Below are 26,406 nucleotides of genomic sequence, written 5' to 3'. Positions count from 1 at the left end.
CCAGCAACCGACAGAAGTGTTGCGGCTGGCAGGTCCACTCCGCCTTCCCGTCTATACAACAGCGACTACCGGGCCACACAGTTTTCGAACGGGGTTCTCGAATGACAGAGCGTCTGGCGCTCGGCATCACTGTCGGAGCGTCGAATTCGGTCGCCGTGGCGACCCCGGGGGACGGCAGCGACTATGACAGGGGTCACTCCGGCGACACTGTCATCACCCATCCGAGTGTGTTGCGCCTCGCCCCGCAGGCGGCGCCCGCGTTCGGGAGCGGCGCTCGCCCCACCGGCAGGCACTCCAGTGACGTGGTACTCGAGGGCTTCCTCGCCCGGGTCGGTGATCCGGTGGATATCCTCGCCGAGGACGGAACCGCCCACTCCGCAGCGGATCTCGTGGCCACCGCCGTCGGCTGTCTGATCGATGAGATCGGTGCCGGCGCCGCGCACTCCATGGTCGCCTGCCATCCGGCGTGGTGGTCGCGACATACCGTCGACGTGCAGCGGGCCGCGCTGGATCGCGCGGGTCTGCGCGAGGTGACCTTGGTTCCGGAGCCGACCGCGTCGGTGCGCTGGCTGGAGGCCGCGCACGGCCCGCTCGGCGACGGCACGGTTGTCGTATACGACCTCGGCGCTTCCGGCCTCACCGTCTCGGTGGTCCGCACCGGCGCGCAGGCGGCCGTGCTCGGCGCGCCATTGCGCACCACCGATGTCGCCGGCGCCGAATTCGATCTGTTGACCATGCGCTATGTCCTGGCTAATGCCTTGCGTGGAAATGATTTCGATCCGTTCGATCCGGTGGTGGAACGGGAATTGTCGGCATTGCGCGATCGCTGCCGGTATGCGAAAGAAGAGCTTTCCACAAATACCGCGACGGTTGTCCCGGTCCGTTTGAACCCGGACGATGATCACGCCGAAAACATCCGGCTGGTCCGCGACGAACTCGAGGACCTACTGCGCGGGCCCTTACTGACCTCGCTCGATCTCATCCGTGACGCGGTACATCGCGCTGGACTCGATATCGGCAATATCGGCCGGGTGCTGCTCACCGGCGGCGGCGGTGCGATCCCGCTGGTGGCGGAGTTGATCTCCACCGAATTCGCACTCCCCGTGGTTGCGGCGCCGCAACCGCGGCTCACCAGCGCGCTCGGCGCCGCCGAACTGGCCGCGGACTTGCTGTCCGTCACCGTGGATCGCACCCCGGTCGCAGCCATGGGCAGCAACGCGAAAACCGAGGAACTGCCCACCGTGCCGCGGCCGATCGAAAAGTCCGCGAACAGCTCCCGCGTGACCAGCAGTGCAGTAGCAAGCGGCGGCCTTTCCCACGATGACACCGTGCCCAAGAAGACCCTGCCCGGCACGAGCGACCGGCCCCGCCGCAGGCTCAGCGGCCGCCAGCGCGCCGCCATCATCGCGGGTGCGGCACTGGTGCTCGGCGCACTCGCGACCGGCACCGTCGCCATCGGCACCGGCGCGCAGCCCGGTCCGACCTCACCGGCGAGTTCGGATCCGACGACAACGCCGGGCGCATCGGTCGTCGCGGCGACCAGTGACGGCAATCCCACCGGCTCGGCGACGACATCGGCGAAGGATTCGCCCGTTGGTAGTCCGAACCCGAAACCCGCCGCGGGACAACCGGGTTCCGCCGCGACGAGCACCGTCGCGGCGGCGAGCAGCCAACCCGTCGCAGGCGAGTCCACCGACGGCCAGACCACCCAGAGCCAACCGGCTCCCGGCCAACCGGCCACGCAGCCGACGGCGGAAGCTCCGGCAACGCAAACCCAACCCGCGCCACAACCGCAACCAGCCCCGCAGACGCAGGTGCAGGTCCCGACCGTGCCGTCGCTGCCGACGAACACCTTGGGCGACACCGTCGGCGGCGTCGTATCCGCACTGCCCAAGATTCCCGGAGGCAGATGATGGGTGATATCGCCTTCGACACGCTGCCCTGCGCACGCGATATCTTCCGCGAACTGGACTCCGCGGACCGGGAACCGGTCGTCTATCTGATCAGAGGCCGCTCCGGCTCCGGCAAATCCACCCTCCTCTCGGTGATCCGGGCCCGCCTGCGCGCCCACGGCATCCCGTTCCGAGACGATCCTGTAATGCCCGAATACCTTGCAGCGCAAGCCAGCTCGGTCAACGGAGCGCATGCGATGGCAGACGCCAACCGTGCCGACGGGCGGCACCCCGACCACGGCGATGCGCATACCGTCGGCGCGGCCAACGCCACCGGCGACGGCCACGGAACCCGAACCGCGGAGAAACCCGACATCATCCAGCGCACCGGTAACGGAGCGCATCCGATCCACCGCCCCGACGGCGCACACCCGCGCACACCGCGCCCGGCCGTGATCATCGACAACGCCCACACCCTGAGCGACTCGGATCTCGAATCCCTCTGCACGACCATCGAATCCGGCCGTTACACGGTGATTGTCGCGACCCAGCCGCGCCCGCACGATCCACAGCTGCGCACACTCGCCGACACCATGGCCCGCCGCGGTCGGGTGGCCGATCTGCGCGCGCTCGGCGTCTCCGATATCGCCCCGTTCGCCCGCGAGCTGGGTATGGCGGTGCCGCGCCCGGTCGCCCAGCACATCCATCGTCAGACCGCGGGCAGCCGCGGCGGCGTGGTGGCCGCGCTGACCGCCGCCTGCTCGGCCCGCCTCGATGCCGGAATCCGCGCCGTCGACGACGCCGTCGCCGCCTGGGCCCGCGCCCTCCTGGACAACCTCGAACCCGATCTGCTGGAAACCCTGGTCGTCGCCACCACCGGCACCGGCCTGGACTCCTCCGAACTCACCGAGGTCCTCGGTGTGGACACCGCCGCTGCCCAAGAACTGATCGACCGGGCCAGGGCCAGCGCGCTGGTCACCGATGCCGACCTGCTGCTCGAACCCGCCGTCACACCGCTGCGCACCCTGCTCGGCGACCGCCGCTTCGTGGCCGTACAGCGTCGTTTGCTCAACGCGCGATTGGATGCGGGCCTGCTGCGCGATCACACCGCGCTGCTGCTCGCCGAATCCGGTGTCCGCGACCAGCGTCTCGCCGAATTCCTCTGCGCCGCAGCCGAAAAGGCGGGACGCGAGGCCGTGCGCTACTACGCCGCCGCGGCGGCGACCGGCGCAGATCCGGACGTCATCGCGTTGCGCTGGGCGGAGGCGGCCGCATGCACCGGCGACGGCGATACCGCCATGCGGCTTGCCGAACCGGTGTTGGCTCGTCCCGGTGTCACCGGCGCGGAACTGGCTGCGGCCGTGCGGATCTGCGCGGCGGTGCTGACCCGCCGCGGTCTGGTCGGGCGCGCGGCGCAACTGTATTCCTGGCTCGGCGCGCATCGGATCGGCGCGGATTGGGCGGTCGGCGCGACCGTGCAGTATCTCGCCGGTGAGGTGACCGCCGCCGCGCAGCTGTCCGAATCGGCGACGCAGTGGCCGCCGACCGAGGCCAACGCGCACGCACGCCTGATCGCCACCGCACTCGCGCGCACCATCGTCGGACACGAAACCGGCACGGCCACAGCCGTATCCGCGCTCATCCAGGCCGCCCAGGCCGATGCGGGCACCGATCGGTTCCTGCCGTGCACCGCGGTCTCCATCGCGACGCTGCTGTGCCTGAGCACCGGCGAACCGCGCCGTGCCGGTGAGGCGCTGCGCCGGGCCACCACCAGCGGCCTGCGCTGCCACCAGTTGCAGGTGCTGACTGCTTGGGCGGCGATGCTCGGCGGCGACGAACAGGCCGCCGCGACCACCACCGCCGCGCTGCAAATGGATTCCCTCGATATCCGCGACCGCCTGCTCGCGCACGGTGTCGCGGTCGGTCTGGCCCGTCGCGGCGGCGATCACGCCGCACTCACCCGCGCCTGGCAGGCCGCCTATCCGCTCTTCGACGATGTAGACGCCGACCTGCTCACCCTGCTGCCGATCGGCGAACTGTGGCTCGCGGGCATCCGGCTGCGCGACGAGCGCCGGATCGCACCGCTGGTCGACGCCAGTCTCGCGCTGCTTCGCCGAATCGACCAGCCGCCCGCCTGGGCCAATGCCTTCCACTGGTACGGCGTGCAGGCCGCGATCGCACACGAGAGTCCGGAGGAACTGCTCCCGCACGCCCGGCTGCTCAAGGCCGCGGCCGAGGCCGGTGACCGGCATGCCGCGATCCTCGCCGACGCGGGCCGCACCTGGGTGCTGGTGCTGCGCGGTCAGGTCGCCGCGGCTCCGGTGCAGGCGGCGGTCGCCGGACTCAGCGAGATCGGGCTGACCTGGGATGCCGCCCGGCTCGCGAGCGAGGCCGCACTCGCCGCCGCCGATTCCACGACCGCGACCACGCTGCTGAAACTGGCCAGAACCGTCCGGGCCGACGCCCGTCCGCAGGAGCCCGCTCGGCCGACCGGAACGGCCGCGACCTCGGGCGACGGTCAGGCCGCCGACCCGGAACCGGTCGCCCACGCGGCGATTCTCAGCGAACGCGAACGCGAGGTCGCCGAACTCGTCCTACTCGGTTTGACGTACCGGGAGATCGGCGCTCGCCTGTACATTTCCGCCAAGACGGTGGAGCATCATGTCGCCCGGATCCGACGCCGGATCGGTGCCCGTTCCCGTTCGGAGTTATTGTCGATGCTCCGCGCCATGGGACACGGCTCGCTGCTGGTGTGATCGGGGTGCGGCCCGATCCGTGACGCCGAAGCGAGGTATTGAGGATGGCCACTGGGGTGGGCCTGCGCATCGCCGAGGACAACTGCACAGCGGCCATCGTCACCGATAACGGCGAACCGACGTTCATCGTCCGCGAGTCGATCCTGCATATGTCGGATGACGGCGACACCGTCCTCGGTGGACCGGCCCCGGCCGGTCATACGCATTCGATCACCGGTTTCGCATCCGCGGTCGGCGATCCGGCCGGTATCTCCGTCGACGCCGGCGAGGCCTATCGGGCCGAGGATCTGGTCGCGACCGCACTGTTCTGCCTGATCAATGTGACCGCCGAGCATCTGAACGGCGCCGCCGAGTTCTATGCGACCTATCCCGCGGGCTGGCCGTCGGAGTACGTGCTCTCGCTCCGCGACGCACTGGACTACCTGGGCCTGAAGTCGGTACTGCTGGTCAGCGAAGGCGACCTTCCCGGCAGCGATGCCGTCGCACCGGAAAACGCCTACGCCTATGACGCCGCACGCGCCGCGCTGGCCGCGGTGCTGGCGACCCCGGCGGGCGCGACCCCGCCGGATCCGAGCAATGCCGAGAACTCGACCGTGGTCACCGATGTCATCCCGGCGGTGCCGACGCCCGAGGTTCAACCGCAGGCATATTCGGCAGCGATGCCGGTCGCCGCACCGCTGGTCGCGCCGACCGCGGTCGAGGCGACCACGCCGGAGCCGCCGCCGGCCGCGACACCCAAGAAAGACCGCGGCACACCACTGCTGATCGCGGTCGCGGTCGGCATCGGCCTGATACTCGGCGGCATCGGTGTCGCCGTGCTGTTCCGTGATCCTGGCTCGACCCCGGTGCCGCCGGTGCGCGACGCCAAATCCGACCAGGTCTCGACGAGCCCGACCCCGCAGCCGCCGGTGGACCTACCGACCGTGCCGGAAACCACGCCGCCGACCACCGAACCGCCCGTCGTCATCACCAGCAGCGAACCGGAGACCACCGAGCCGCCGACCACGACACCACCGACCACCACGCCCGCACCGACCACGACGACACCGCCGACCACCACCCGGCCGAGCCGGACCACGACCACCCGTCCTGGCTTCCCGATGTGGACGCCTCCGACCTGGACGCAACTGCCGTGGCAGCAACCGATTCCGTTCGAGTTGGCACCTCCTGGTTGATTTCGTAGCGACCTACCCGGGTTTGTGCCTTAAAGTGATCCGCTGACCGGTGTAGTGGCTGGCACATCCCGTGCCGACGAAGGGACTTCATGCGCAAGTTGGTGGCGCGCAGCGCCGCGGTCAAGGCAGCCTCGATCGGATTCGCCGCGACCGTTTTCATCGCACCCCTGCTCATCACCAACGCCGCTTCGGCCGAACCGACAGCACCCGGGCAGCTTTCCGCCGAGAACCTGCCGCCCGAACTCGTCGAGGCCATTTCCCGCGATCTGAAGATGACGCCCGCGGAGTATCTGGAACGCTCCGCCGAGGCCCAGGAGCTCAGCGAATACGCGGAGTCGTTCCGCAGCGAGCGCCCCGACACCTACGCGGGTGCCTGGCTCGGCACCGACGGTAAGCCGGTCGTCGCGGTCACCTCGGTCGACGCCGCCAAGATCGCCGCGGCCGACGGCTACCAGACCCATCTGGCCCCGATCTCGGCGAACGGCCTGGAGAACTCGCTGATGCAGCTGAATCAGTGGGTCAACACGCTGCCCAAGGAGATCTCCCAGTCGATCAACTCCGTCGCGGTCGACTTCCTGAACAGCCAGCTGGTGCTGTCGGTCGCCAATACGCCGGTCGGCCACGCGCTGAACCTGCCGACCCTGATCGCCAATGTCAAGGTCATCCTTTCGCCCAATAGCGGCGGCCCGATCGAACGCCGTCCGATGGGCGGCGACACCTACATCACCGCGCCGACCTCGCTGAAGGACACCTCGCTGCGCGGCGTCGACGTCTGCTCGTTCGGCTTCAACAGCGTGGACGCGGCGGGTAACGCGCTGAACATCAGCGCAGGCCACTGCGACCCGAACCTGGAAAAGGACGACCAGCACGCTGCGGTCTACCTGCCCAATGTCAGGGACATCCCGAACAGCATCGAGCTCGGCAACTTCGTCAAGGCGCGCCTCGGCGGACCGACCGCGCTCGACTACTCCGTCATCAAGCTCAACGAGCGCTCGGTCAATGCGGGCATGGACCAGCCGTCGGTGCGCGGCTCCAATGGGACCACGCTGACCATCACCGGCACTGCCGAGCCGGTCACCGGCGCCCCGATCTGCAAGTCGGGCCAGTCCTCCACCTTCACCTGCGGGTTCGTGGTGGCCGATCGGGTCGAAACCCAGTTGTACACCGCCGAGGGCGTGAGCAAGACCGTGCGTGGCTTCGCCAGCTCGGCCTGCACGCTCGGCGGTGACAGCGGCGGCGCGATCGTCTCCGGCACGCTGGCCCTCGGCATCACCAGCGGTTCCAATGCCGCCGACGCGCCCGACTGCAACGAGGCCAATATCGCACTCGCGCAATATGGCGGCACCGCGACCCTCGGCATCCCGATCCGCTCGATCCTGGCCGATATCGACGCGTCCGCCGGCGGCGGCGTCGGTACCGGCATCGCGCTGCGGACCCGTCCGAACGCCGGGTGAGAGGGCTTGTCGGACACCGTATTTCCGATAAACCGACCGCCGGTCGATTAGTGGGCCGAACAACATCCGGACATAAGTAGGCATAACCGGCCGGACACTTTAAGGTATGGGCATGCTCCTGCCACGTATAGGTCAGTTCCGATCAGCTGCGCGACAGACCCGGGTCCGAAAAACAGTTATCGCCGCCTCGGCGGCGATTCTGCTGTTCGGTCCAACGGCAGCAGTGGCGAACGCACAACCCGACCAGCCGGCTCTGCCCGCCGACCTGATCACCGCGGTCGCGCGCGATCTGAAGATCTCCCCCGATGAGTACCTGCACCGGGCCGATCTGGCACAGCAGCTCGCAGCCTTCGCCACCACGGCGCAGCGTCAGTTCCCGCAGGTCTTCGCGGGTTCGTGGCTCGATGACGGCGGCAAGGCGGTGGTGGCGCTCGCGCAGGGCCCCGGTGCCGATGAGGCGCGCCAGGCGGCCACGTCGGCCGGATTCGAGGTCCGCAATGTCGCCAAGAGCGAGGCGGCGCTGCGCGGCGAGAAGAGCGCGTTCGAGCGCTGGCTGGAGGGGCAGCCCGAGGCGGTCTCCGCGCTCGTGCGCGGTGTGGTGGTCGATCCCGTCAACAACAGCATCGCGGTGCGGGTCGAGCAGGCCGGCCTGCCGATGCCGAACTTCGTCGACCCGTCGCGGGTCATCGTGACGGTCCCGCCGATCGCCGGTGAGCAGCTGCAGACCACCCCGGTCGCGGGTGCGATGCAGACCGGTCCGCTGGCCGGTGGCGACGGCTTCGCCTCGATCGCCGGAAAGACGTCGCTGCGCTGCTCGCTCGGCTTCAACGGCACCGACCGCGCCGGCAACGTCGTAAACATCACCGCGGGCCACTGCAATCCGGACATTTCGTCGGCGGGTTCGGGGAATGCGGCCGGCGTCTACGAGCTGGCCGGCGATCGGGCGGGTGCGCAAGTGGGCGCGTTCCAGAAGTCGGTGCTCGGCTCCCAGGACTACTCGATCATCCGGATCAACGACCAGGCCAAGGACCGGTTCAGCAACAACTTCGTGCGCCAGCCCGGCCAGCCGGTCGCGGTCGAGGGCGTTGCCGTGCCGGTGGTCGGTGCTCCGGTCTGCAAGTCCGGTGCGCGCACCGGCTTCAGCTGCGGCATCGTGAACGCCGTCGACCAGACCGTGCAGGTCGGCGACCGGGAGCTCACCCAGGCCTTCTCCGCCAACATCTGCGCCCTGCCCGGTGACAGCGGCGGCGCGATCGTGTCCGGCCGGATGGCACTGGGCATCTCCAGCGCGTCGTCGGTAGCCGACTTCCCGATCTGCGAGATCCCGAATCTGATCGGTGCTCTCACCGGCAATGCCCCGCAGCTGTTCGCCCAGCCGGTCAGCGTGGTTCTTTCGGACAACCCGGGTCTCAAGGTCAACTAACTAGCAGAACCCGCGAAAAGGCCGACAGCGGCGACGCTGTCGGCCTTTTCGCTGTCCTCGGGCCCGATCCACTGAACTCGCGTTGCCCGAGTGCGCTGCTGGCGGCTGCTTGCAGGTCGCTCGAAAAGGTCAGCAATGCCCTGTGGGGCCCGGCGACCTTCCGGCATCCTGGAATGCATGTGTTTGGTGTTGATCGGTTGGCGGGTCCATCCGGAGTATCGGTTGATCGTCGCGGCCAACCGCGACGAGTTCTACTCCCGCCCGACCGAGTCGATGCGATGGTGGTCCGAGGTGCCCGGACTGCTGGCCGGGCGCGATCTCGGGGCGCTACGCAAGGTTGCGGGCGATCCGCCGGGTACCTGGCTCGGGTTGACACGGGAAGACAAGGGCCGCAATCGATTCGCCACCGTCACCAATGTGCGCAATCCGAAAGACGAACGCGGCGATGCCCGTTCGCGCGGCGCGCTGCTGATGGATTTCCTGCGCGGCACCGGCGACCAGCGTGAACTACTGACCCCGGAGAATTATGTGCTCGACGTAGCCGCCGCCCCCGACGACTACAACGGCTACAACGTGCTGGTCTCGGATCTCGAATCACTGTGGTGGCACTCCAACCGCAGCGCACGACCGCCCCAGGAGCTGACACCGGGCTTCCACGGGGTATCCAACGGCATGTTCATCGCCTCGGCCGCACCCGGCCCGGGGGCGGCATTCGAAGCGCCCCAACCCATTTGGCCCAAGGTGCGCGGCGGTCTCACCGACCTGCGCACGGTGGTCGAATCGGATCCCGGCAATGTCGCGCGCTACTTCGAGGTGCTGGCCGATCGCACCGAGGCGCCCGATGATTTGTTGCCGCACACCGGAGTTCCGCTGCGGCGCGAGCGCACGCTCTCGGCCAGATTCATCGCCAATGCACTGCACGGGACCAGGGCGAGCACGGTCCTGCTGGTGCGCGAGGACGGTTCGTTCGAGATGGCCGAGCGTTCCTTCGGGCGGTTCGGACGGCACAAGGGCGAGGAAACCTTCAGCGGCAGTTTGGATTTGCGCGAGCATCAGGCCTGAAACGCAAACGGCCCGCTCCTGGTGGGAGCGGGCCGGTCGAGTTCGATCGAGATCAGTTCGGCTGCTGGGCCGGCGCAGGCTGCTGGGCCGGCACCGACTTCTCGGCGAACTTGGTGGTGCCGGGCGCCGCCTGCAGGGTGTTGATCAGGTCGATGCCCGCGAGGGTCAGGATCGGACCACCGACGGCGAGGGTGCCGAGGATGCCACCGATACCAGCGCCCGCGATAGCGGCCGGAATGCAGCCGACACCGAGCAGTGGCAGGCCGAGGATGCAGCCGATGACACCACCGGCGACGACACCGATGGCGGTGCCGACGAAGCCACCGACCGCCGTGGCGATGCCGAACTGAGTAGAGAACTCGTTCATTGCCCGCTGGTCTTCATCCGGGGAGGCGATCGGCTTGGCGATGGCGTTGACCGTATTCGCCTTTTGCTCGACCTTGACGCTCTGATCCGGCGTCAGTTCGAGCACCTTGCCGTCGTCCTTCACAACCGGCTTGACGTCGACCGGGGTCTGGTTATCGCCATCGCCCACGTTGACGTCGAGCGGCACCGAGAGAACGGCGTTACCGAGTTCGTCCTTGACGGTGTAGAGGTCCGGGTCCTTCAATTCCTCGTCGGACTTCGTCAGCTCGAAGGTCCCTCCCTTGAGGGTCGCGACGACGGTCTTGTCCACGAGCTTGACGGAGTAGCTGATCGGTTGAGCGGCCGCAGGGGCAGGCTCGGCGTGAGCAACTCCGAATCCGACAGTCATAGCGCCGATGACCATCGTGGCAGCCGCGGTGGTGCTGCGGAGATTCATTCAGTTTCCAATCCATCATCAGGTTGTTCGCGCGCCGCTTCCGTACACGCGAGAGCGCTCATCAACCCGAGGTGGTCGGACCCCGGATTCTCCCCGAGCAGTGTGAAAGACAGGCACAGCGAACAGAACGTCGTGAGCGTAATCGAACCGACATGAAGATGCGAGATTGGTTTTTCACATTGTGATCTCGGCGTGACTAAGCCTGTCCTTACCGCCAAATGCGCACCGCGCACTGTTTACGGTGGTTGTCGCCCCGAGTCACACTCGGATCGCACGATCTTCGTGAAATCCATCACAGGCGAAAATCCGGTCAAGCCCCAGGAAGAGGGGGCAAGATCCAACCGCCGATCGTACGATAGACAGGTAAGTTACCGGTGGGTAACTTACCTGCAGTTAGTATACGAGCCAACCGGGCGGCCAGATCGCCGCCCACGCTCGTGTTGCCTCAAAAGAAAGGTCGCGACATGAATGCCCTGACATTGACGCTGGGCACGATTGGTGTGGCGTTCAGCCTGTTGGGTTGGGCATCATTCGTCGGTGGCGTCGGCAAAATGACCCGCGCGATCATGATCGGCCAGCCCGCGCCGGATCGTTGGCGACCATTCTTACCGCGCCTCCAGACGATGATCGTCGAATTCCTCGCCCACACCCGGATGAACAAATTCCGCACGGTCGGCTGGGCGCACTGGCTGGTGATGATCGGCTTCCTCGGCGGTTTCATCCTGTACTTCGAGGCGTACGGGCAGACCTTCGATCCCGAATTCCACTGGCCGATCATCGGCAGCTGGGGCATCTACCACCTGTGGGACGAACTGCTCGGCATCGGCACCGTGATCGGCATCCTGGTGCTGATCGTCATTCGCCAGCTCAACCACCCGCGGGTGCCCGCGCGGCTGTCGCGATTCAGCGGTTCCCGGTTCGCCCCGGCGTACGTCATCGAGGCGATCGTGTTCCTCGAGGGCATCGGCATGGTCATGGTGAAGGCGGGCAAGATCGCCACCTACGGCCACTCCGAGGCGTGGACCGACTTCTTCACCATGCAGGTGGCCAAACTGCTGCCGTCCAGCGTGGCGATGGTCGCCATCTTCGCGTTCATCAAGATGGTTTCGGGCAGCACCTTCCTGCTGCTGGTCGGTCGCAATATCAACTGGGGTGTGGCCTGGCACCGGTTCGCGGCCTTCTTCAATATCTACTTCAAGCGCGAGGACGACGGCGGCGTCGCACTGGGTGCCGCGAAGCCGATGATGTCCAAGGGCAAGCCGGTCGATATGGAGACCGCCGACCCGGATGCCGACACCTTCGGCGCGGGCCGGATCGAGGACTTCTCCTGGAAGGGCTGGCTGGACTTCACCACCTGCACCGAATGCGGTCGCTGCCAGTCGCAATGCCCGGCCTGGAATACCGGTAAGCCGTTGTCGCCCAAGCTGCTGATCATGTCGCTGCGTGACCACGGTGTCGCCAAGGCCCCGTACCTGCTGGCCGGTGGCCGCAAAGACATGGGCGGCGACGAGGTCGGTCTGGTCGATGGCGACGGCAAGCCCAACGAGGCGAAGCTGGCCAAGATCTCCGAGCTGGCCAAGGCCGAGGCCGAGCGCCCGCTGGTCGGCGGCGAGGATGTCAACGGCATCATCGACCCCGAGGTGCTGTGGAGCTGCACCACCTGCGGTGCGTGCGTCGAGCAGTGCCCGGTCGATATCGAGCATGTCGATCACATCATCGATATGCGCCGCTACCAGGTGTTGATCGAGTCGGAGTTCCCCTCCGAGCTGGCCGGGTTGTTCAAAAACCTGGAGAACAAGGGCAATCCGTGGGGCCAGAACGCCAAGGACCGGCTGAACTGGATCAACGAACTCGACTTCCAGATCCCGGTCTTCGGCCAGTCCGCCCCGAACGGGGAAGAGATTGCCTCCTTCGACGGGTACGAGTACCTGTTCTGGGTCGGCTGTGCGGGTGCGTACGAGGATCGCGCCAAGCGCACCACCAAGGCCGTCGCGGAGCTGTTGGCCACCGCGGGCGTGAAGTTCATGGTGCTCGGCGCCGACGAGACCTGCACCGGTGACTCCGCGCGCCGGGCGGGTAACGAATTCCTGTTCCAGCAGCTCGCGCAGCAGAACATCGAACTGTTGAACTCGGTATTCGAGGGCGTCGAGCAGTCGCGCAAGAAGATCGTCGTCACCTGTGCGCACTGCTTCAACGCGCTGAACAACGAGTACCCGCAGGTCGGCGGCACCTACGAGGTGGTGCACCACACCCAGCTGTTGAACCGGCTGGTGCGCACCAAGCAGCTGATCCCGGTCGCCTCGGTATCGCAGAATGTCACTTACCACGACCCGTGCTACCTGGGCCGCCACAACAAGGTCTACAATGCGCCGCGCGAGTTGATGGAGGCCTCCGGCTCCACCCTCGTCGAAATGCCCCGGCACGGCGAACGTTCCATGTGCTGTGGCGCCGGTGGCGCGCGGATGTGGATGGAAGAGCAGCTCGGTAAGCGGATCAATATCGATCGCGTCGACGAGGCGCTGTCCACCTTGAACGGTGGCAACGAACCGTCCAAGATCGCGACCGGCTGCCCGTTCTGCCGCGTCATGCTCACCGACGGTGTCACCGCCCGCAAGGACGGCGGCGAGGTCGGCCAGGGCGTCGAGGTGGTCGATGTCGCGCAGTTGATGCTCGACGCCATCGACCGGGTCGACTCGTCGAAGCTCACCGAGAACCTGACCGTGGTGCAGGAACCGAAGCAGGCCCCCGAGCCGGAACCGGTTGCCGCCGAACCCGAACCGGCATTTCCCGATGATGTAGCGCCCGCCGAACCGAAGGCGGCTCCGGCCGGTGGCGGTCTGGCGATGAAGGGCGGCGGCAAGGCACCCGGTGGTCTGGGTATGAAGGGTGCGGCCAAGGCACCAGGTGGTGGTCTCGGTATGAAGGGCGCCGCGAAGGCACCCGGCGCCAAGGCGACCCCGGCTGCGGCCGAGGACACCGCGGCAGAGGCGACTGCTCCGGCAGCGCCCGTCAAGGGCCTCGCGATGAAGGGCCCCGCCAAGGCACCGGGCAAGGGCCTCGGCATGAAGGGCGCGGCGAAAGCACCCGGCGCCAAGGCAACTCCCGACGCCGCGACCGAAGCAGCACCCGCCGCCGAGGCACCGGCAGCACCGCCGGTCAAGGGTCTGGCAATGAAGGGTCCGGCGAAGGCACCGGGCAAGGGGCTCGCCCTGAAGGGCGCGGCGAAAGCACCCGGAGCCAAGGCACCGGAAGCCTCGACCCCCGCCGAAGTGGCCCCGGCAGCGGAAACCCCCGCCACCGAACCGGTTTCGACCCCAACCGAAACCAAGCCGTCCATCCCCGCCAAGGGCCTGGCCATGAAGTCCGGCTTCAAACGCCCCGGCCCCAAGGCCCCCGGCACGGCTGGCTCGGCTCCATCAGCCCCCGCTGAACCGGCCTCCACCACACCGGAAGCCGCAACGGAACCCGCCGACGAACCGGACCAGCCCACCAACGGCAACGGCACCCCCGCCGTGGCACCCCCGCCGGCCAAGCCCGGCGGCCTCGGCTTCAAATCCGGCGCCAAGGCCCCCGGCCGCAAGAACTGACGGGTAAGCGGAAACAAGCGAGCGGCCCGGGTGCACAATGCGCACCCGGGCCGCTCGCTTTTCGTTGACCGCCCGGTGCTATGCCAACCAATCGTCCAGGGACGGGAGTTCGGTGGCTACTTTTCCGGAGATGAGCAGCTCGACCATGGCGGTGGCCCTTTCGGACACGACTATGGCCTCGTCAGCGCCGCATAACGAGCGAGATGCTGGTCGCTGGAACCGAATTCGTATTCGATCGCGGTCAGTCGCTTGAAGTAGTGGCCGATCGCGAGTTCCTCGGTCATGCCCATAGCACCGTGCAGTTGCACGGCGTTCTGGCCGATGAAGCGCGCGGCACGACCGATGGTGACCTTCGCAGCCGAGACCGCCCGCGCCCGGTCCGGCGCGGCAGCACCCAACGAGTAGACGGCCAGATACACCGCGGCAATGGCCTGCTCGAGCTCGATGAACATATCGACCATGCGATGCTGGAGCACCTGGAAACTGCCGATCGGCTGGCCGAACTGCTGCCGCTGTTTGGCGTATTCGACGGTGTCCGCCAACACCTTTCGCATGCAGCCGACAGCCTCGGACGCGATCGCGGCGATCGCCTCGTCCGCCGTTGCATCGATCGCGTCCCATACCGCACCCTCGGCACCGAGCAGCGCATCGGCTGGCAATCGGAAGCCGGTGAAGGTGATATCGGAGCCGACCCGGTCGTCGATCGTCCGATACGAATGCACCTCGACACCGGCGGGCAGATCTGCGGCATCGAATTCGGTGAGGAATAGCGAGATTCCGTCCCTATCGCGCCGATCACCGGCGGTGCGCGCGCTAATGAGCAGATGCGTCGCCAGCGGTGCACTGGTCACGACCGTCTTGACGCCATCGAGCACCCACGCGTCACCATCGCGACGCGCGGTGGTCGATACGTCGTGCAGCGTCTGCCCCGAGCTCGGCTCCAGCGCCGCGAACGCTGTCCGCGCCGCACCGGAAACGATCTGGCGCAGTACCGAATCCGCACGCTCGCCACCGGTGCGATTCAGCAGACCGGCACCGACCACCACGGTGTCGACATACGGCTCGACGACCAGCGCACGGCCGAGTTCCTCGGTGATGATCATCAACTCGACCGGACCACCGCCCATACCATCGACCCGCTCGGGCAGCGTGGCGCCGAGAATGCCCAGCTCCTGGGCGAATCCGCGCCACATGCTCGACTGCCAACCGGCATCGGATTTCGCCGCGCCCCGGCTTTTGGCCAATTCGTAACGGGCGCCGAGGAATCCGGCCACCGCGTCGCGGAGCAGTTCCTGCTCATCGGTGAAGGTGAAGTCCATCAGAGCCCCAATGCTGCCTTGGCGAGGATATTTCGCTGAATTTCGTTGCTGCCCGCATAGATCGAGCCCGCCCGGTCGTTGAAGTAGCGCAGCGGCGCGACGGCCTGCCAGTCCGCGCCGCTGCGATAGCCGTCGGCGGGCGGGGTGAATTCGGCGATCGGCCCACCCGGCGCGGTGGCATGCGGCTGATAAACCCGGCCGCGCGGACCGGCCGCCTCCAGCGCCAATTCCGTGAGCCGCTGACTCAATTCGGTGGCCAGGATCTTGAGCATCGAGGACGCCGGCCCCGGATTCTTGCCCTGCGCCATCGCCGACAGCGTGCGGTACTCCAGGATTTCGAGCACCTCGGTGCGAATTCGAGCCTCCGCCAACTTCGCCGCGAAGGCCGCGTCATCGATCAGGGGATTGCCGTCGGGTCCGGTCTGCTCGGCCGCCGCGGTGGCCACATCTTGGGCCATGACCTGTAGCATCGGCGCGGCCGCACCGCCTCGCTCGTGCACGAGCAGATATTTCGCGACGGTCCAGCCGTCATCGATCCGACCGAGCACATTCGCCTTCGGCACCCGGACGTTATCGAAGAAGACCTGGTTCTGCACCTGTTCGCCGGAGGTCATCACCAGCGGGCGGATCTCGATGCCCGGCGTGGTCATATCGATCAGCAGGAAGGTGATGCCCTGCTGCTTCTTCCCCTCGCGCGAGGTGCGGACCAGGCAGAAAATCCAATTCGCCTCGGTCGCATGGGTGGTCCAGATCTTGCTGCCGGTGCAGACGAAATCGGCGCCGTCATCGACGGCGGCCATGGTCAGCGCGGCCAGGTCCGAACCGGCCTCCGGTTCCGAATAGCCCTGGCAGAAGAAGACTTCCCCGGTCAGGATGCGCGGTAGATAGAAGGCCTTCTGCTCCGGCGTACCGAATGCGACGATCGCGGGCGCGACCATCCGGATACCCATCGGCGAGAGCGACGGCGCACCGGCCAGCATCGACTCGCGATTGAAAATGTAGTGCTGGGTGAGGCTCCAATCGCAGCCGCCGTGTTCCACCGGCCAGGCCGGTGCGGCCCAGCCGCGCTCGTGCAGGATGTGCTGCCATTGCATGCTCGCCTCGTGGTCCGGGTACACGCTCGTCGCCAAGCGCCCGGCCCGCCGCAGCTCCGGCGTCAGCTTCTCGTCGAGAAATGCGCGAACCTCGTCGCGAAAGTCCAGATCGGCCGCTGACCAGTCGTAATCCATCTGCCCTCCCGGAGGGATCTGCGTCATTGCATCGGGTCGCTCTGCGGCCCCACGAGACGCAATGTACGTCTGTCGCACGCCGAAAATCAAACTGATGCCACCTGCCTGCACTTGTGGGCGCTAGCAGTCTTCGAAGAACGCCTTGACGTATCCGGCGGACTGGTAGAAGTAGTCGTAGGCCCACCTGGCGACCGAAAGACGCGGCCGCGGATCCACCATCAGCACCTCACCGTCCCAGCATTTCCCGAGGATGTAGCGGGCCCGCGAGATATGCGGCGTGAAGGTGATGACGATGACGCGACGCCAACCTTGCGCTGCGGCGAGTTCGGCGAGTTCACGACCCTCACCACGCGTGGTGCGCGGCGACGGATCGAAGCAGGTGACCTGAAAGCTGTAGCGGCTGTGGCAGATTCGATTCATCAGCGCACTGTTCTCATACGGGTCCGAGAACAGCACCCGGGGTGCGTACCCCGCACTGGCCAGCCGCAGCCCCAGCTTCTCGCGCCCATCGTGCGCGCCGCCGAGCACGAGAATCGCATCGGCTTTCGCGGGTGCGTCCACCTGTGGCCGGACGTAAACCGGCCACAGGCCCGCGACCGAAACCACCACCGCAACGCCGAGTACCACCCAGGCGCTGCGGGCTCGGATACTGCGCCGGCGTCGCACAAGATCGATCGTAACCGGGCCGCCACGGATGAATTTGCGCAGGTCAGCGGGGCTATCCGCAATTCATGTCGCCACATGTACATCTGCTGTTGCCGAGACCCTTGCCTCGCTGACGTGGGGTGGCCATCGACGGGACCTATCAATCGATTATGCGATGCACAGTCTTCGGAACCGGGTACCTCGGGGCCACGCACGCGGCGTGCATGGCCGAGCTCGGACACGATGTGATCGGCGTGGATATCGATCCGGGCAAGGTCGCGAAGCTGTCCGATGGTGTGGTGCCGTTCTACGAACCCGGGCTCGAGGAGGTGCTGCGCCGGAACCTGGACGCCGGTCGGCTGCGCTTCACCACCTCGTACGCGGAGGCGGCCGACCACGCCCAGGTGCATTTCCTCGGGGTCGGGACACCGCAGAAGAAGGGCGAGTACGCCGCGGACCTGAAATATGTGCACGCCGTGGTCGATACGCTCGCACCGCTGTTGGAGCGGCCGTCGGTGATCGTGGGGAAGTCGACGGTGCCCGTGGGAACCGCCGCCGCATTGGGTACGCGGGCCCGCGCGCTGACCGACGCCGAGGTCGAGGTGGCGTGGAATCCGGAGTTCTTGCGTGAGGGTTTCGCGGTGAAGGACACACTGCGTCCCGATCGACTGGTGCTCGGCGTGGATCGCGAGCGCGAAAGCGCCGCCTGGGTCGAGGAACTGGTGCGCGAGATCTACGCGGACCTGATCGCAGCCGAGGTGCCGTTCCTGCTGACCGACCTGGCCACCGCCGAATTGGTCAAGGTCTCCGCGAATGCCTTTCTCGCGACCAAGATTTCCTTCATCAACGCCGTGTCCGAGGTCTGCGAGGCGACCGGCGCCGATGTGACCATGCTGGCCGACGCACTCGGTTACGACGCGCGGATCGGCCGCCGATTCCTCAATGCCGGACTGGGTTTCGGCGGCGGCTGCCTACCCAAGGACATCCGCGCGTTCATGGCGCGCTCCGGCGAACTCGGCGCCGATCACGCGGTGGCCTTTCTGCGCGAGGTCGACAACATCAATATGCGCCGCCGCACCAAGATGGTCGATATGGCCGCGCGGGCCTGCGGCGGATCGCTGCTCGGCGCCAATGTGGCGGTGCTGGGTGCGGCCTTCAAACCCGAATCCGACGATGTGCGTGACTCACCCGCGCTGAATGTGGCCGGGATGATCCAGCTGCACGGCGCGGTGGTGACGGTGTACGACCCGAAGGCGGCGGAGAATTCGCGACGGGTCTTCCCCACATTGAACTACGCGACCTCGGTGACCGAGGCCTGCGATCGCGCCGATGTGGTGCTGGTGCTGACCGAGTGGGAGGAATTCGTCGCATTGCGTCCGCAAGATCTCGATCCGGTGGTTCGCAAACGGTCGATCATCGACGGTCGGAACTGTCTCAATCGAGCCACCTGGAGAGACGCCGGATGGGTGTACGCCGGACTCGGCACACCGTAGAGTTGCCTGCGACGCGGGGGCGACACCGGGACGATCAGGTCCTGCCTTCGGGTCTGTCGGACATCGGCGGTAGGGTCCCGAGAGCGGGCCGATTCCCCGGCGGGCGACGCAGGCTCGCATGTCGTGATGTGTGAAACGGGATGGGCAGCTGATGAGTTCGGTTCTGGGAGTTTCGGTGGGGGCCGGCGCCGTCCGTATGGCGCGACCACACACCGCGAGCCCCCACGGCCCCATCGCACCGCATTCGTTCGATCTACAGACCATTCCGGTTGTCGAGCACCAGGTGGAGGAGCTGGCCGCCGAGGCGATCGGCGTGACGCTGGAATCCATGCCCGGTATCGCGGCCACCGCGATCGCCTACCGCAGTGAGCAGCATGCCAAGGCGCTGCGCGCGGCCATGGCCCGTCAGCAGCTCACCAATTACGAACTGGTGCCCGAAATTGTCGCGGCGGTCGAATTCGCGCAGGCCACCGGGGATATTCGCGGCATCTCCTCACTCGTCGTCTACGACCTCGGCAGCTCCGGACTGACAGTCAGCGTCGTCGACACCCAGACCCGTGAGACCCGCCACAGTGAACGCACCAGCGATATCAGCGGCGACTACCTGGATTCGCTGATCCGCGAACAGCAGATCGCCTCGGGCCGGATCGCGCATCCGCCGGATTCGGCGGGGCTGGCCGCCCTGGACGCACTGTGCCGCGAGGCCAAGGAGCAACTGTCCTCGAATACCGCCGTGGCACTGCCCAGCGAACAAGGGCTGGTGCTGCTGGCCCAGGAGAATTTCGAGGCCCTCATCATGCTGGCCATCGAATCGTCGGCGCGGATGGCGCGCGATGTCATCGTGCGCTCGGATCGTCCGGTGCACGGTGTGCTCGCGATCGGCGGTTGTTCGCGAATTCCGCTGATCGCCAAGGTACTCGAACGCTGGATGGGTGTGCCGGTCATCGTGCCCGACAGCCCGGAGACGGTGGTCACCCGCGGTGCCGCCCTGATGGCGCGTCCGGTGCGCACGGTCGTCCAGACCCCGCAGCAGCACGCACCCGCCGCAGGTTCGCTGGTCGATGACGATGAGCTCGCACCCGCCTGGCTATCCGCACCGCCCAAGCGGCGCCGCGGCAAGCGGGAAATCAATGGTGCGGTGCTTACTGTCAGTGCACTGGCTGTCGTCGCGGCGATCGGACTCGGACTCGGTTACGGCCCACAGGTTCTCACGCGCGATTCGCAGAGCAGTGACCACCCGACCTCGGTCTCGCCGACCAGCCCGCCGCGCACCACCACCCTGGACCCGCAGATCGCCGTCGCCCCGGCCAGCACCACCGAGTCCGCTGAGTCGGTGGCCGCCCCGCCACCGTACCGTGCGACGACCACGGAGCCGCCCTCGCCCACGCCCGGCCCGAATACCATTGTCGTGCCAGGACTTCCGCCGATCGTGGTGCCGACGATTCCGCCCGTGATCCTCCCCTTCCCGCCACCCGCGCCGCGCTGAACTGGTGACCTGTACTCCCAGCGAAGCAGGCTATGCGGCAGTAGGTCTCGTATTGCACGCCCTTTGTGGTGAGTGCACACCCGGTAGCGCGGTGCGCACTCGACTTGCGAGAGTGTAGGGCGGTGGATAGTTGGGCTGAACCCTGCGACAGTTGCCGAGAGGCGAGCCCTTCGTCGCCCCCCGCGCTCTCGGATCCGGGCGGCGGTTACCGAGAGGCAGGGCCGTCGTCGTCCCAGGATCCACGCGGATCCGGGCGGCGGTAGCCGCGGGGGTCGGTGTCGTACTCGGGTTCGTAGTCCCGTGGGTCGGCGCTGCGGTAGCCCCGACTGCGTTCGTATGTCCCGGGATTCGAGGGTTGGTCGTTCCAGGCAGCCGGGCCCGGCTCGTCATCCCGGGTCGGGGTTGAGGTTCGTTGGCGGCTGGGAGCGGCGGCGGAGGATCGGGACGGCGAACGACGGGAAGGTGCGGACGCCTCGGACTTCGCATGCCGCGAGTGCCGGGCGGGGGCCGCGGGTTCGGGCTTGTGCCCGAAGGGGCGGGCGAGCATAACGGCGATCGCGGTGGTCAACGGGACCGAAAGGGCCAGCGCGATACCGCCGACGGAGGACCGGGCGATTTCGATGGCGACGGCATCGCCGGTCAGGACGTCGCGGATGGAGCGGCCCGCCACACTGAACAGCAGCAGCAACGGAAGCGCGCCACCCGCGTAGGCCAGCACCAGGGTGTAGACCGTGCTCGCGATGTGGTCCCGGCCGACGCGCATAGCGGCTGCGAAAACCTCACGGCGCGAAGCGGCTTCATCGATGGCGGCAAGTTCGAAGGCGGCCGAGGCCTGGGTGATGGTGACATCGTTGAGCACACCGAGTGAACCGATGATGAAGCCCGCCAGCAGCAGACCGGTAATGCTGACGTGCTCGATGTAGGTGGCGACGTTGGTGTTCTGTTCCTCGGATAGCCCGGTCAGATGCGTGACCTCGATTGCGACCCAGGACAGCACCGCCGCGACGATCATCGATGTCAGCGTGCCGAGCAGCGCCGAACTGGTGCGCAGATTCACACCGTGCGCCAAGTACAGCACGGCATACAGGATCATCGCGCCCGCGACCAGCGCGACCGGAATAGCGGGCTTACCGTCCAGCAGTGCGGGCAGCATGAACAGCACGAGCACCGCGAAGGCGAAGACCAGCCCGAGCAACGCCCGCAACCCGCGCCAGCGCGCCACCACGATGACCACGACCACGAAGGCCAGCACGATCAGGGTCAGCGGCAGCCCGCGCGAGTAGTCCTCGAACGAGTACAGCGGCATCCCGCTCGGATCGGTCTGCCGCACGATCCGGATGTGGTCACCGGCATGCAGATCGGGTTGTCCTGGACCGGGCGCGATTTCGAACAGGGTGTGATTGCCCTGGTGCGGACCGGAATCGATGCTGATCAGACTGCGCTGACAGGTATAGCCGGCGGCGCGCGGCTGCTCCGGCTTATCGATGAACACCTTGCCGATCGAACTGCTGCCGCACGCGCCGACGTCCTGCATCACCACGGTTCCGGCCTCGGTCTGCACCGCGCCGCCGCCCGCGTTCTGCATCGGCAGCGGGATATCGATGTGCTGGCTGCTCGGCCACAGCACAATCGCGGCGATCACGACCACGACACCGATCGCGGCGAGCAGCCCGACGACAACACGGGCCGCGGTCGCGCCGATCGCGATGGGGCCGGAATGGTCGTGGTGATGGTGATGATCACTCATGGCTCACCGGACTCCTACCTTTTCATCTGTAGTCCAGGGTGCGAGCTTAAAGGATTTCATTTTCAAGATCGGATTCACGGACCGACAGCGACCAACGATGAGTCATGAAAAGGTGCCCACCCGTCGCCCGACCACCTCATCGAATCGCTTCGCGATGCTGTACCGGTGGGGAAAATCGGGAGGGGGCGGCGGAGAGCAGGGGGATGTCTCCGCCGCCCGCAGGTTGGCGCCCAGGGGGGTAGGCAGCCTAACCCGAGGTCAGGTTGTCCAGGGGGGGTAGACAACTTGACCGGGCACTCGAAGTGCCAAGAGACACTGTACACAAAAAGTCTCGTTTAGCGCTAGCTAGTAACCAAAACTCGCAACTATCCGTACACGGGGTATGTTTCGCCCCCGGAAGCGGGGCGATCCGGTAGCCCAGCGCACGCTGAGTCGGGGGTCCGGACCGTCCAGTCGCTACTGCCGGTAACTCGACAGGAAGTTCCCGAAGCGCTCGATCGCCACCGCGAGATCCCGTGCCCACGGCAGCGTGACGATCCGCAAATGATCATGATTCGGCCAGTTGAACCCGGTGCCCTGCACCATCAAGATCTTCTCCTGCAGCAGCAGATCCAGGATCAACTTCGAATCATCGTGGATTTCATAGACGTTCGGATCCAGCTTCGGGAACGCGTAGAGCGCACCCTTCGGCTTCACACAGGAAACGCCCGGAATCATATTCAGCCGCTCCCACGCGACATCACGCTGCTCGAGCAGTCGGCCGCCGGGCAGGATCAGATCCTCGATGCTCTGATGTCCGCCGAGTGCCACCTGAATCGCGTGCTGCGCAGGCACATTCGGGCAAAGCCTGGTCGAGGCGAGCAGATCGATGCCCTCGAGGAAACCAGCCGCATGCTCCTTCGGTCCGGTGATCGCCAACCAGCCGGAGCGGTAGCCCGCGACCCGGTAGGCCTTGGAGAGTCCGTTGAAGGTCAGGCAGAGCAGATCGGGCGCGAGCGTCGCCAGCGAAATGTGCTTGGCGTCGTCGTAGAGGATCTTGTCGTAGATCTCGTCGGCGAGCAGCAGCAGCTGATGCTTGCGCGCGAGGTCGACCAGCTGCTGCAGCACCTCGGTGGAGTACACCGCACCGGTCGGATTGTTCGGATTGATGACCAGCAGCGCCTTGGTCTTATCGGTGATCTTGGATTCGATATCGGCGATATCGGGCTGCCAGCCGTTGGACTCGTCACACAGGTAATGCACCGGAGTGCCGCCCGCCAGGCTGGTCATGGCGGTCCACAGCGGATAGTCGGGCGCCGGGATCAGCACCTCGTCACCGTTGTCGAGCAGCGCCTGCATGGTGATGGTGATCAGCTCGGAGACGCCGTTGCCCAGGTAGACGTCGTCGACATCGAGTTCGGGAAAGCCGGGAACCAGCTCATAGCGGGTCACGATGGCGCGCCGGGCCGAGAGAATGCCCTTTGATTCGGAGTAGCCCTGGGCATAGGGCAGCGCGGCGATGATGTCGCGCATGATCACATCGGGCGCCTCGAACCCGAACGGCGCGGGATTGCCGATATTCAGCTTGAGGATGCGATGCCCTTCCGCCTCCAACCGTGCCGCATGCGCGCCCACCGGTCCACGAATTTCGTAGAGGACGTTCTGCAGCTTCGTGGATTGCTCCAGCACGCGCGGCGGGTGATGCGGTAGATGGCTAGGACTCACCCTGCCTATGGTGCCATCTGTGTTATTGGCCGCGTGGCCGCGGCGTGTTCGCGGCCCCCTGGTGTCTCGCGTCCGAGCCGTCGAGACTCGCGCCTGCGGCGCATGCGCTTCGACGACTCGGACGCGAGACGGGCCGCGAACGGGGTCGCTCGTAAGACTCGCTCCGTGGTCGTCGGTAATAGCGGGGCGTTCGGCACCCGATGTACGCGTGCTGGATGGTCGAGACTCGCGCCTGCGGCGCATGCGCTTCGGCCACTCGGACGCGAGACGGGCCGCGAACGGGGTCGCTCGTAAGACTCGCTCCGTTGTGGGCGATATTGCTTGTAGCCGCAGTTTGATCCAGCGCTCCGCCGTATCAAGTCGTCGAGTTGCCCGGTGGGATGCCTTTGGCCGCAGTGGTTCCGCAGAACTCTTCGATTTTCTCGTCGAGGAACCGCGCCTCGACGGCATCGCGGAACTCCGGTCCGGCGATCCGTTGCCGCAGTCCGACGAGCCGTTCCTCCAGTTGGGCGATGCGCTTGTCCTCGGCCAGGCCGAGCACCGGAACCAGCGCGGCAGCCGCACCGTCCAGACTGCCGTTGATCAGATGCGCCGCGGCACTGTCGACCCGGGCCATCGCCTCGGTGCCATAGGAACGCCGCTCGGACGGGCCGTTGGCGTACAACTCGATAGCCTGTTGCGTCGCGGCCAATGCGGGTTCGGCCTGACCGAGATGGATGTAGGTCGCGCCCGCGTAGTAGTAGGCCTTGGCCTCGTTGAAGCCGAAGACGCCGCCGACCTCGTCGTGCAGCGAGTCGGTATCGGACACCTCGCGGGCATCGTCGGCGGCCCGGATACAGCGATCGGCATCGGCGTCACTGCCCAACCGAGACCAGATCCTGGCCTCGATATTCAATAGTCGAACCTTGGCCGTAGCCGATTCGGCGAAGTCCTGCCCGCTCTGTGCCAGCAGCACTCCCCGACGCGGTCGATCGGACCAGTATTCGATCAGCGCGTGCATGCCGCGGGTCCAGGCGCGCAACCCGTTGTGACCACACAATTCCGAATAGGCCCAGGCCGCTCTGATCTGCTCGCCCGCGGCATCGAGATAGCCGAGGTCGGTGCTCGCATTGGCGAGCAATCCCGACAGTGTGCCTGCCAGCAGATACAGGTGGCTGGTATCGGCGGGGCGCTGATGCCCCTCCAGCAGCCGGTACACCCGGCGTCGCACTCGCAGCATCTCCACCATCATCGGTACCGGCGGGATGTGCACATAATCGTTCGCGATGCGCGTGACATCAGCATCGAGCTGCTCCAAGGTGGTGGCACCCACATTGGTGCTCTCGGCCTGGCCGGCGTGCTCGCTCGCCTCGTGGGCAGCCGCCATGATCAGATCCCTCTCCGAAATCGCCGCTAACGCATCACCTCTCATCGCACCGGCGTCTATGAGAGCCAAAAGGTCCGCGTCACTCGAATAATTGGCGCGAGCCGAAGCATCGGCCCGCCTTTCGAATCCGGGCGCGGTCGGTCGATCGAATACGGGTTGATCGATCATGGCCGCAAACCGCGCCCGCACAACATCGTCGGACCTGGCCAGGGATGTATCGAGGGCGGCTTGATTCACCGGACGTGGATGGACCCGCGCGCCGCCGGCCTCCCACTTCGATACGAGCCGCTCGTGCACACCCAGATGTGCCGCGAACTCCCGGATACTCATCCGCCTGGCATCGCGAAGGGCACGGGCCTCTCTACCTGACCACTGCCGGACCACGACGTCATCCCTTCCGAACGAACTCCTTCCCAGGGTACGAGTGCTTTGTGAGTGCGGCCACAGGCAAAAGCCTTCCGCTATCAGAGGCAGCGGAATGGCAGTAGAAGGCGAGCGGGTGGGCAATTCCCGAATCGCCGTCCGGCACAGGACCCTTGGATAGAGGAGGCAAGGAGTTGGCCGTGAACGTGGAGAAACTCAGAACAGTCGACGATTGGGTGGCCTATTACCGGCACGAGTTCGGATTACCGGTCACCGAGCGCGGCGGGTTCGTGATGCTGCCCATCACCGGCCGGGTCTGCGTTGTCCATCTGCCGACGGCTCGGGCCGAAAAGGTCAGGGCCGCACTGGAACAGCAGGGGACGAGGGGCCCCATGCTGGCCAGGCAGATTCGCTGGAGCTTCCTCGCCGAGCCGGACAGTCGGCCGGGCGCGCAGGTATTGGAGGTACTGAACCGTCTCGATATAGGCATCCCGGCCATAGGCAGTGCCGTGATGTTGCCGACCGGGCTCGGGCGGTGGACCCGGGAAGGGTGCTTCTGGGTCAACCCACCGAGTCGCGGCGACACGCTCCCACCGTTATCCGTCGTCATCACGACGGCACTCGCGGTGGGGGCGGGTGGCGGGGACTGAATGCGTCGTCGGTCCCCGCCGCCGGGCCTACCGAGTCCGCCCCTCTACTGGCAGTCGACAGGGACGGGCTCGGTCGGCTGTTTCCGGGCCGGTGCAGCGCGATCCAGCGTGGACGAAGAGGCAGCGAAAGGGCAGTGGGGTTGCGTCCTGGAGCCGAAACCCGTACGCATCTGCGAGATCCGAGCGAGACGAGGAAGCTCGTTCGGATTGACGCCGAGGCGTACGGGTCGCTGCCGAAAGTGCCTGCCGCCGG

16 protein-coding genes and 1 pseudogene are annotated in these 26,406 nt (G+C 66.7%); 10 read left to right on the top strand and 7 right to left on the bottom strand.

What is annotated here, in order from left to right:
- Positions 1 to 101 precede the first annotated feature (101 nt).
- The 6 genes from OIE68_RS34195 (at position 102) to OIE68_RS34170 (ending at position 9,762) form a co-directional block, all read left to right on the top strand.
- The gene (locus OIE68_RS34195) at positions 102 to 1,913 is read left to right on the top strand and encodes an Hsp70 family protein (RefSeq protein ID WP_327095091.1); all 1,812 of its coding nucleotides are present in this window, start codon (positions 102 to 104) and stop codon (positions 1,911 to 1,913) included.
- Entirely contained in the window at positions 1,913 to 4,648 is a 2,736-nt protein-coding gene (locus OIE68_RS34190; protein ID WP_327101920.1) for a LuxR C-terminal-related transcriptional regulator, read from the top strand. The genes OIE68_RS34195 and OIE68_RS34190 overlap by 1 nt, the downstream gene beginning before the upstream one ends.
- Before the next feature lie 44 nt (positions 4,649 to 4,692).
- Entirely contained in the window at positions 4,693 to 5,823 is a 1,131-nt protein-coding gene (locus OIE68_RS34185) for a hypothetical protein (RefSeq protein ID WP_327095090.1), read from the top strand.
- 89 nt (positions 5,824 to 5,912) lie between these two features.
- On the top strand, positions 5,913 to 7,277 hold the full coding sequence (locus OIE68_RS34180; RefSeq protein ID WP_327095089.1) for a S1 family peptidase: 1,365 nt from the start codon (positions 5,913 to 5,915) through the stop codon (positions 7,275 to 7,277).
- 112 nt (positions 7,278 to 7,389) lie between these two features.
- A complete protein-coding gene (locus OIE68_RS34175; RefSeq protein ID WP_327101919.1) occupies positions 7,390 to 8,700 on the top strand; it encodes a S1 family peptidase in 1,311 nt (436 codons plus the stop codon).
- Between the two features lie 177 nt (positions 8,701 to 8,877).
- Positions 8,878 to 9,762, top strand: coding sequence for an NRDE family protein (locus tag OIE68_RS34170; protein WP_327095088.1), 885 nt, complete (start codon positions 8,878 to 8,880; stop codon positions 9,760 to 9,762).
- Between the two features lie 52 nt (positions 9,763 to 9,814).
- Here the strand turns inward: OIE68_RS34170 and OIE68_RS34165 are convergent, their stop codons facing one another.
- Positions 9,815 to 10,564 carry a hypothetical protein gene (locus OIE68_RS34165; RefSeq protein ID WP_327095087.1) on the bottom strand — a complete coding sequence of 250 codons (750 nt, stop codon included), beginning with the start codon at positions 10,562 to 10,564 and terminating at the stop codon, positions 9,815 to 9,817.
- 464 nt (positions 10,565 to 11,028) lie between these two features.
- On the opposite strand from OIE68_RS34165, the gene OIE68_RS34160 reads away from it, so the two are divergent.
- Positions 11,029 to 14,151 (top strand): (Fe-S)-binding protein, encoded by a 3,123-nt coding sequence (locus tag OIE68_RS34160; RefSeq protein ID WP_327101918.1) that lies wholly within the window; start codon positions 11,029 to 11,031, stop codon positions 14,149 to 14,151.
- Between the two features lie 170 nt (positions 14,152 to 14,321).
- Here OIE68_RS34160 and OIE68_RS34155 read toward each other — a convergent pair whose 3' ends face one another.
- The 3 genes from OIE68_RS34155 to OIE68_RS34145 form a co-directional block, all read right to left on the bottom strand.
- The gene (locus tag OIE68_RS34155) at positions 14,322 to 15,470 is read right to left on the bottom strand and encodes an acyl-CoA dehydrogenase family protein (RefSeq protein ID WP_327095086.1); all 1,149 of its coding nucleotides are present in this window, start codon (positions 15,468 to 15,470) and stop codon (positions 14,322 to 14,324) included.
- Positions 15,470 to 16,699 carry an acyl-CoA dehydrogenase family protein gene (locus tag OIE68_RS34150; protein WP_327095085.1) on the bottom strand — a complete coding sequence of 410 codons (1,230 nt, stop codon included), beginning with the start codon at positions 16,697 to 16,699 and terminating at the stop codon, positions 15,470 to 15,472. Before OIE68_RS34150 ends, OIE68_RS34155 begins: the two co-directional genes overlap by 1 nt.
- Before the next feature lie 120 nt (positions 16,700 to 16,819).
- Entirely contained in the window at positions 16,820 to 17,365 is a 546-nt protein-coding gene (locus OIE68_RS34145; RefSeq protein ID WP_327095084.1) for a YdcF family protein, read from the bottom strand.
- Between the two features lie 149 nt (positions 17,366 to 17,514).
- Here OIE68_RS34145 and OIE68_RS34140 point away from each other — a divergent pair, with 149 nt between their 5' ends.
- Positions 17,515 to 18,837, top strand: coding sequence for a UDP-glucose/GDP-mannose dehydrogenase family protein (locus OIE68_RS34140; protein WP_327095083.1), 1,323 nt, complete (start codon positions 17,515 to 17,517; stop codon positions 18,835 to 18,837).
- Positions 18,838 to 18,988: 151 nt separating this feature from the next.
- Complete coding sequence (locus tag OIE68_RS34135) at positions 18,989 to 20,323, top strand: Hsp70 family protein (RefSeq protein ID WP_327095082.1); 1,335 nt, start codon at positions 18,989 to 18,991, stop codon at positions 20,321 to 20,323.
- A gap of 478 nt (positions 20,324 to 20,801) precedes the next feature.
- Here OIE68_RS34135 and OIE68_RS34130 read toward each other — a convergent pair.
- The 3 genes and pseudogenes from OIE68_RS34130 to OIE68_RS34120 form a co-directional block, all read right to left on the bottom strand.
- Positions 20,802 to 22,070, bottom strand: a pseudogene (locus OIE68_RS34130) (YibE/F family protein); the annotation flags it as partial.
- A 456-nt stretch (positions 22,071 to 22,526) separates the two neighbouring features.
- Entirely contained in the window at positions 22,527 to 23,783 is a 1,257-nt protein-coding gene (locus tag OIE68_RS34125; RefSeq protein WP_040697080.1) for a pyridoxal phosphate-dependent aminotransferase, read from the bottom strand.
- Between the two features lie 346 nt (positions 23,784 to 24,129).
- Entirely contained in the window at positions 24,130 to 25,470 is a 1,341-nt protein-coding gene (locus OIE68_RS34120; RefSeq protein WP_327095081.1) for an XRE family transcriptional regulator, read from the bottom strand.
- Between the two features lie 233 nt (positions 25,471 to 25,703).
- Between OIE68_RS34120 and OIE68_RS34115 the strand changes: the two genes are divergently transcribed.
- Complete coding sequence (locus OIE68_RS34115) at positions 25,704 to 26,153, top strand: hypothetical protein (RefSeq protein ID WP_327095080.1); 450 nt, start codon at positions 25,704 to 25,706, stop codon at positions 26,151 to 26,153.
- Positions 26,154 to 26,406 lie beyond the last annotated feature (253 nt).

This window comes from Nocardia vinacea, from assembly GCF_035920345.1.
GTDB classification, from domain to species: domain Bacteria; phylum Actinomycetota; class Actinomycetes; order Mycobacteriales; family Mycobacteriaceae; genus Nocardia; species Nocardia vinacea_A.
This window is presented reverse-complemented; position numbering and strand designations above follow the sequence as displayed.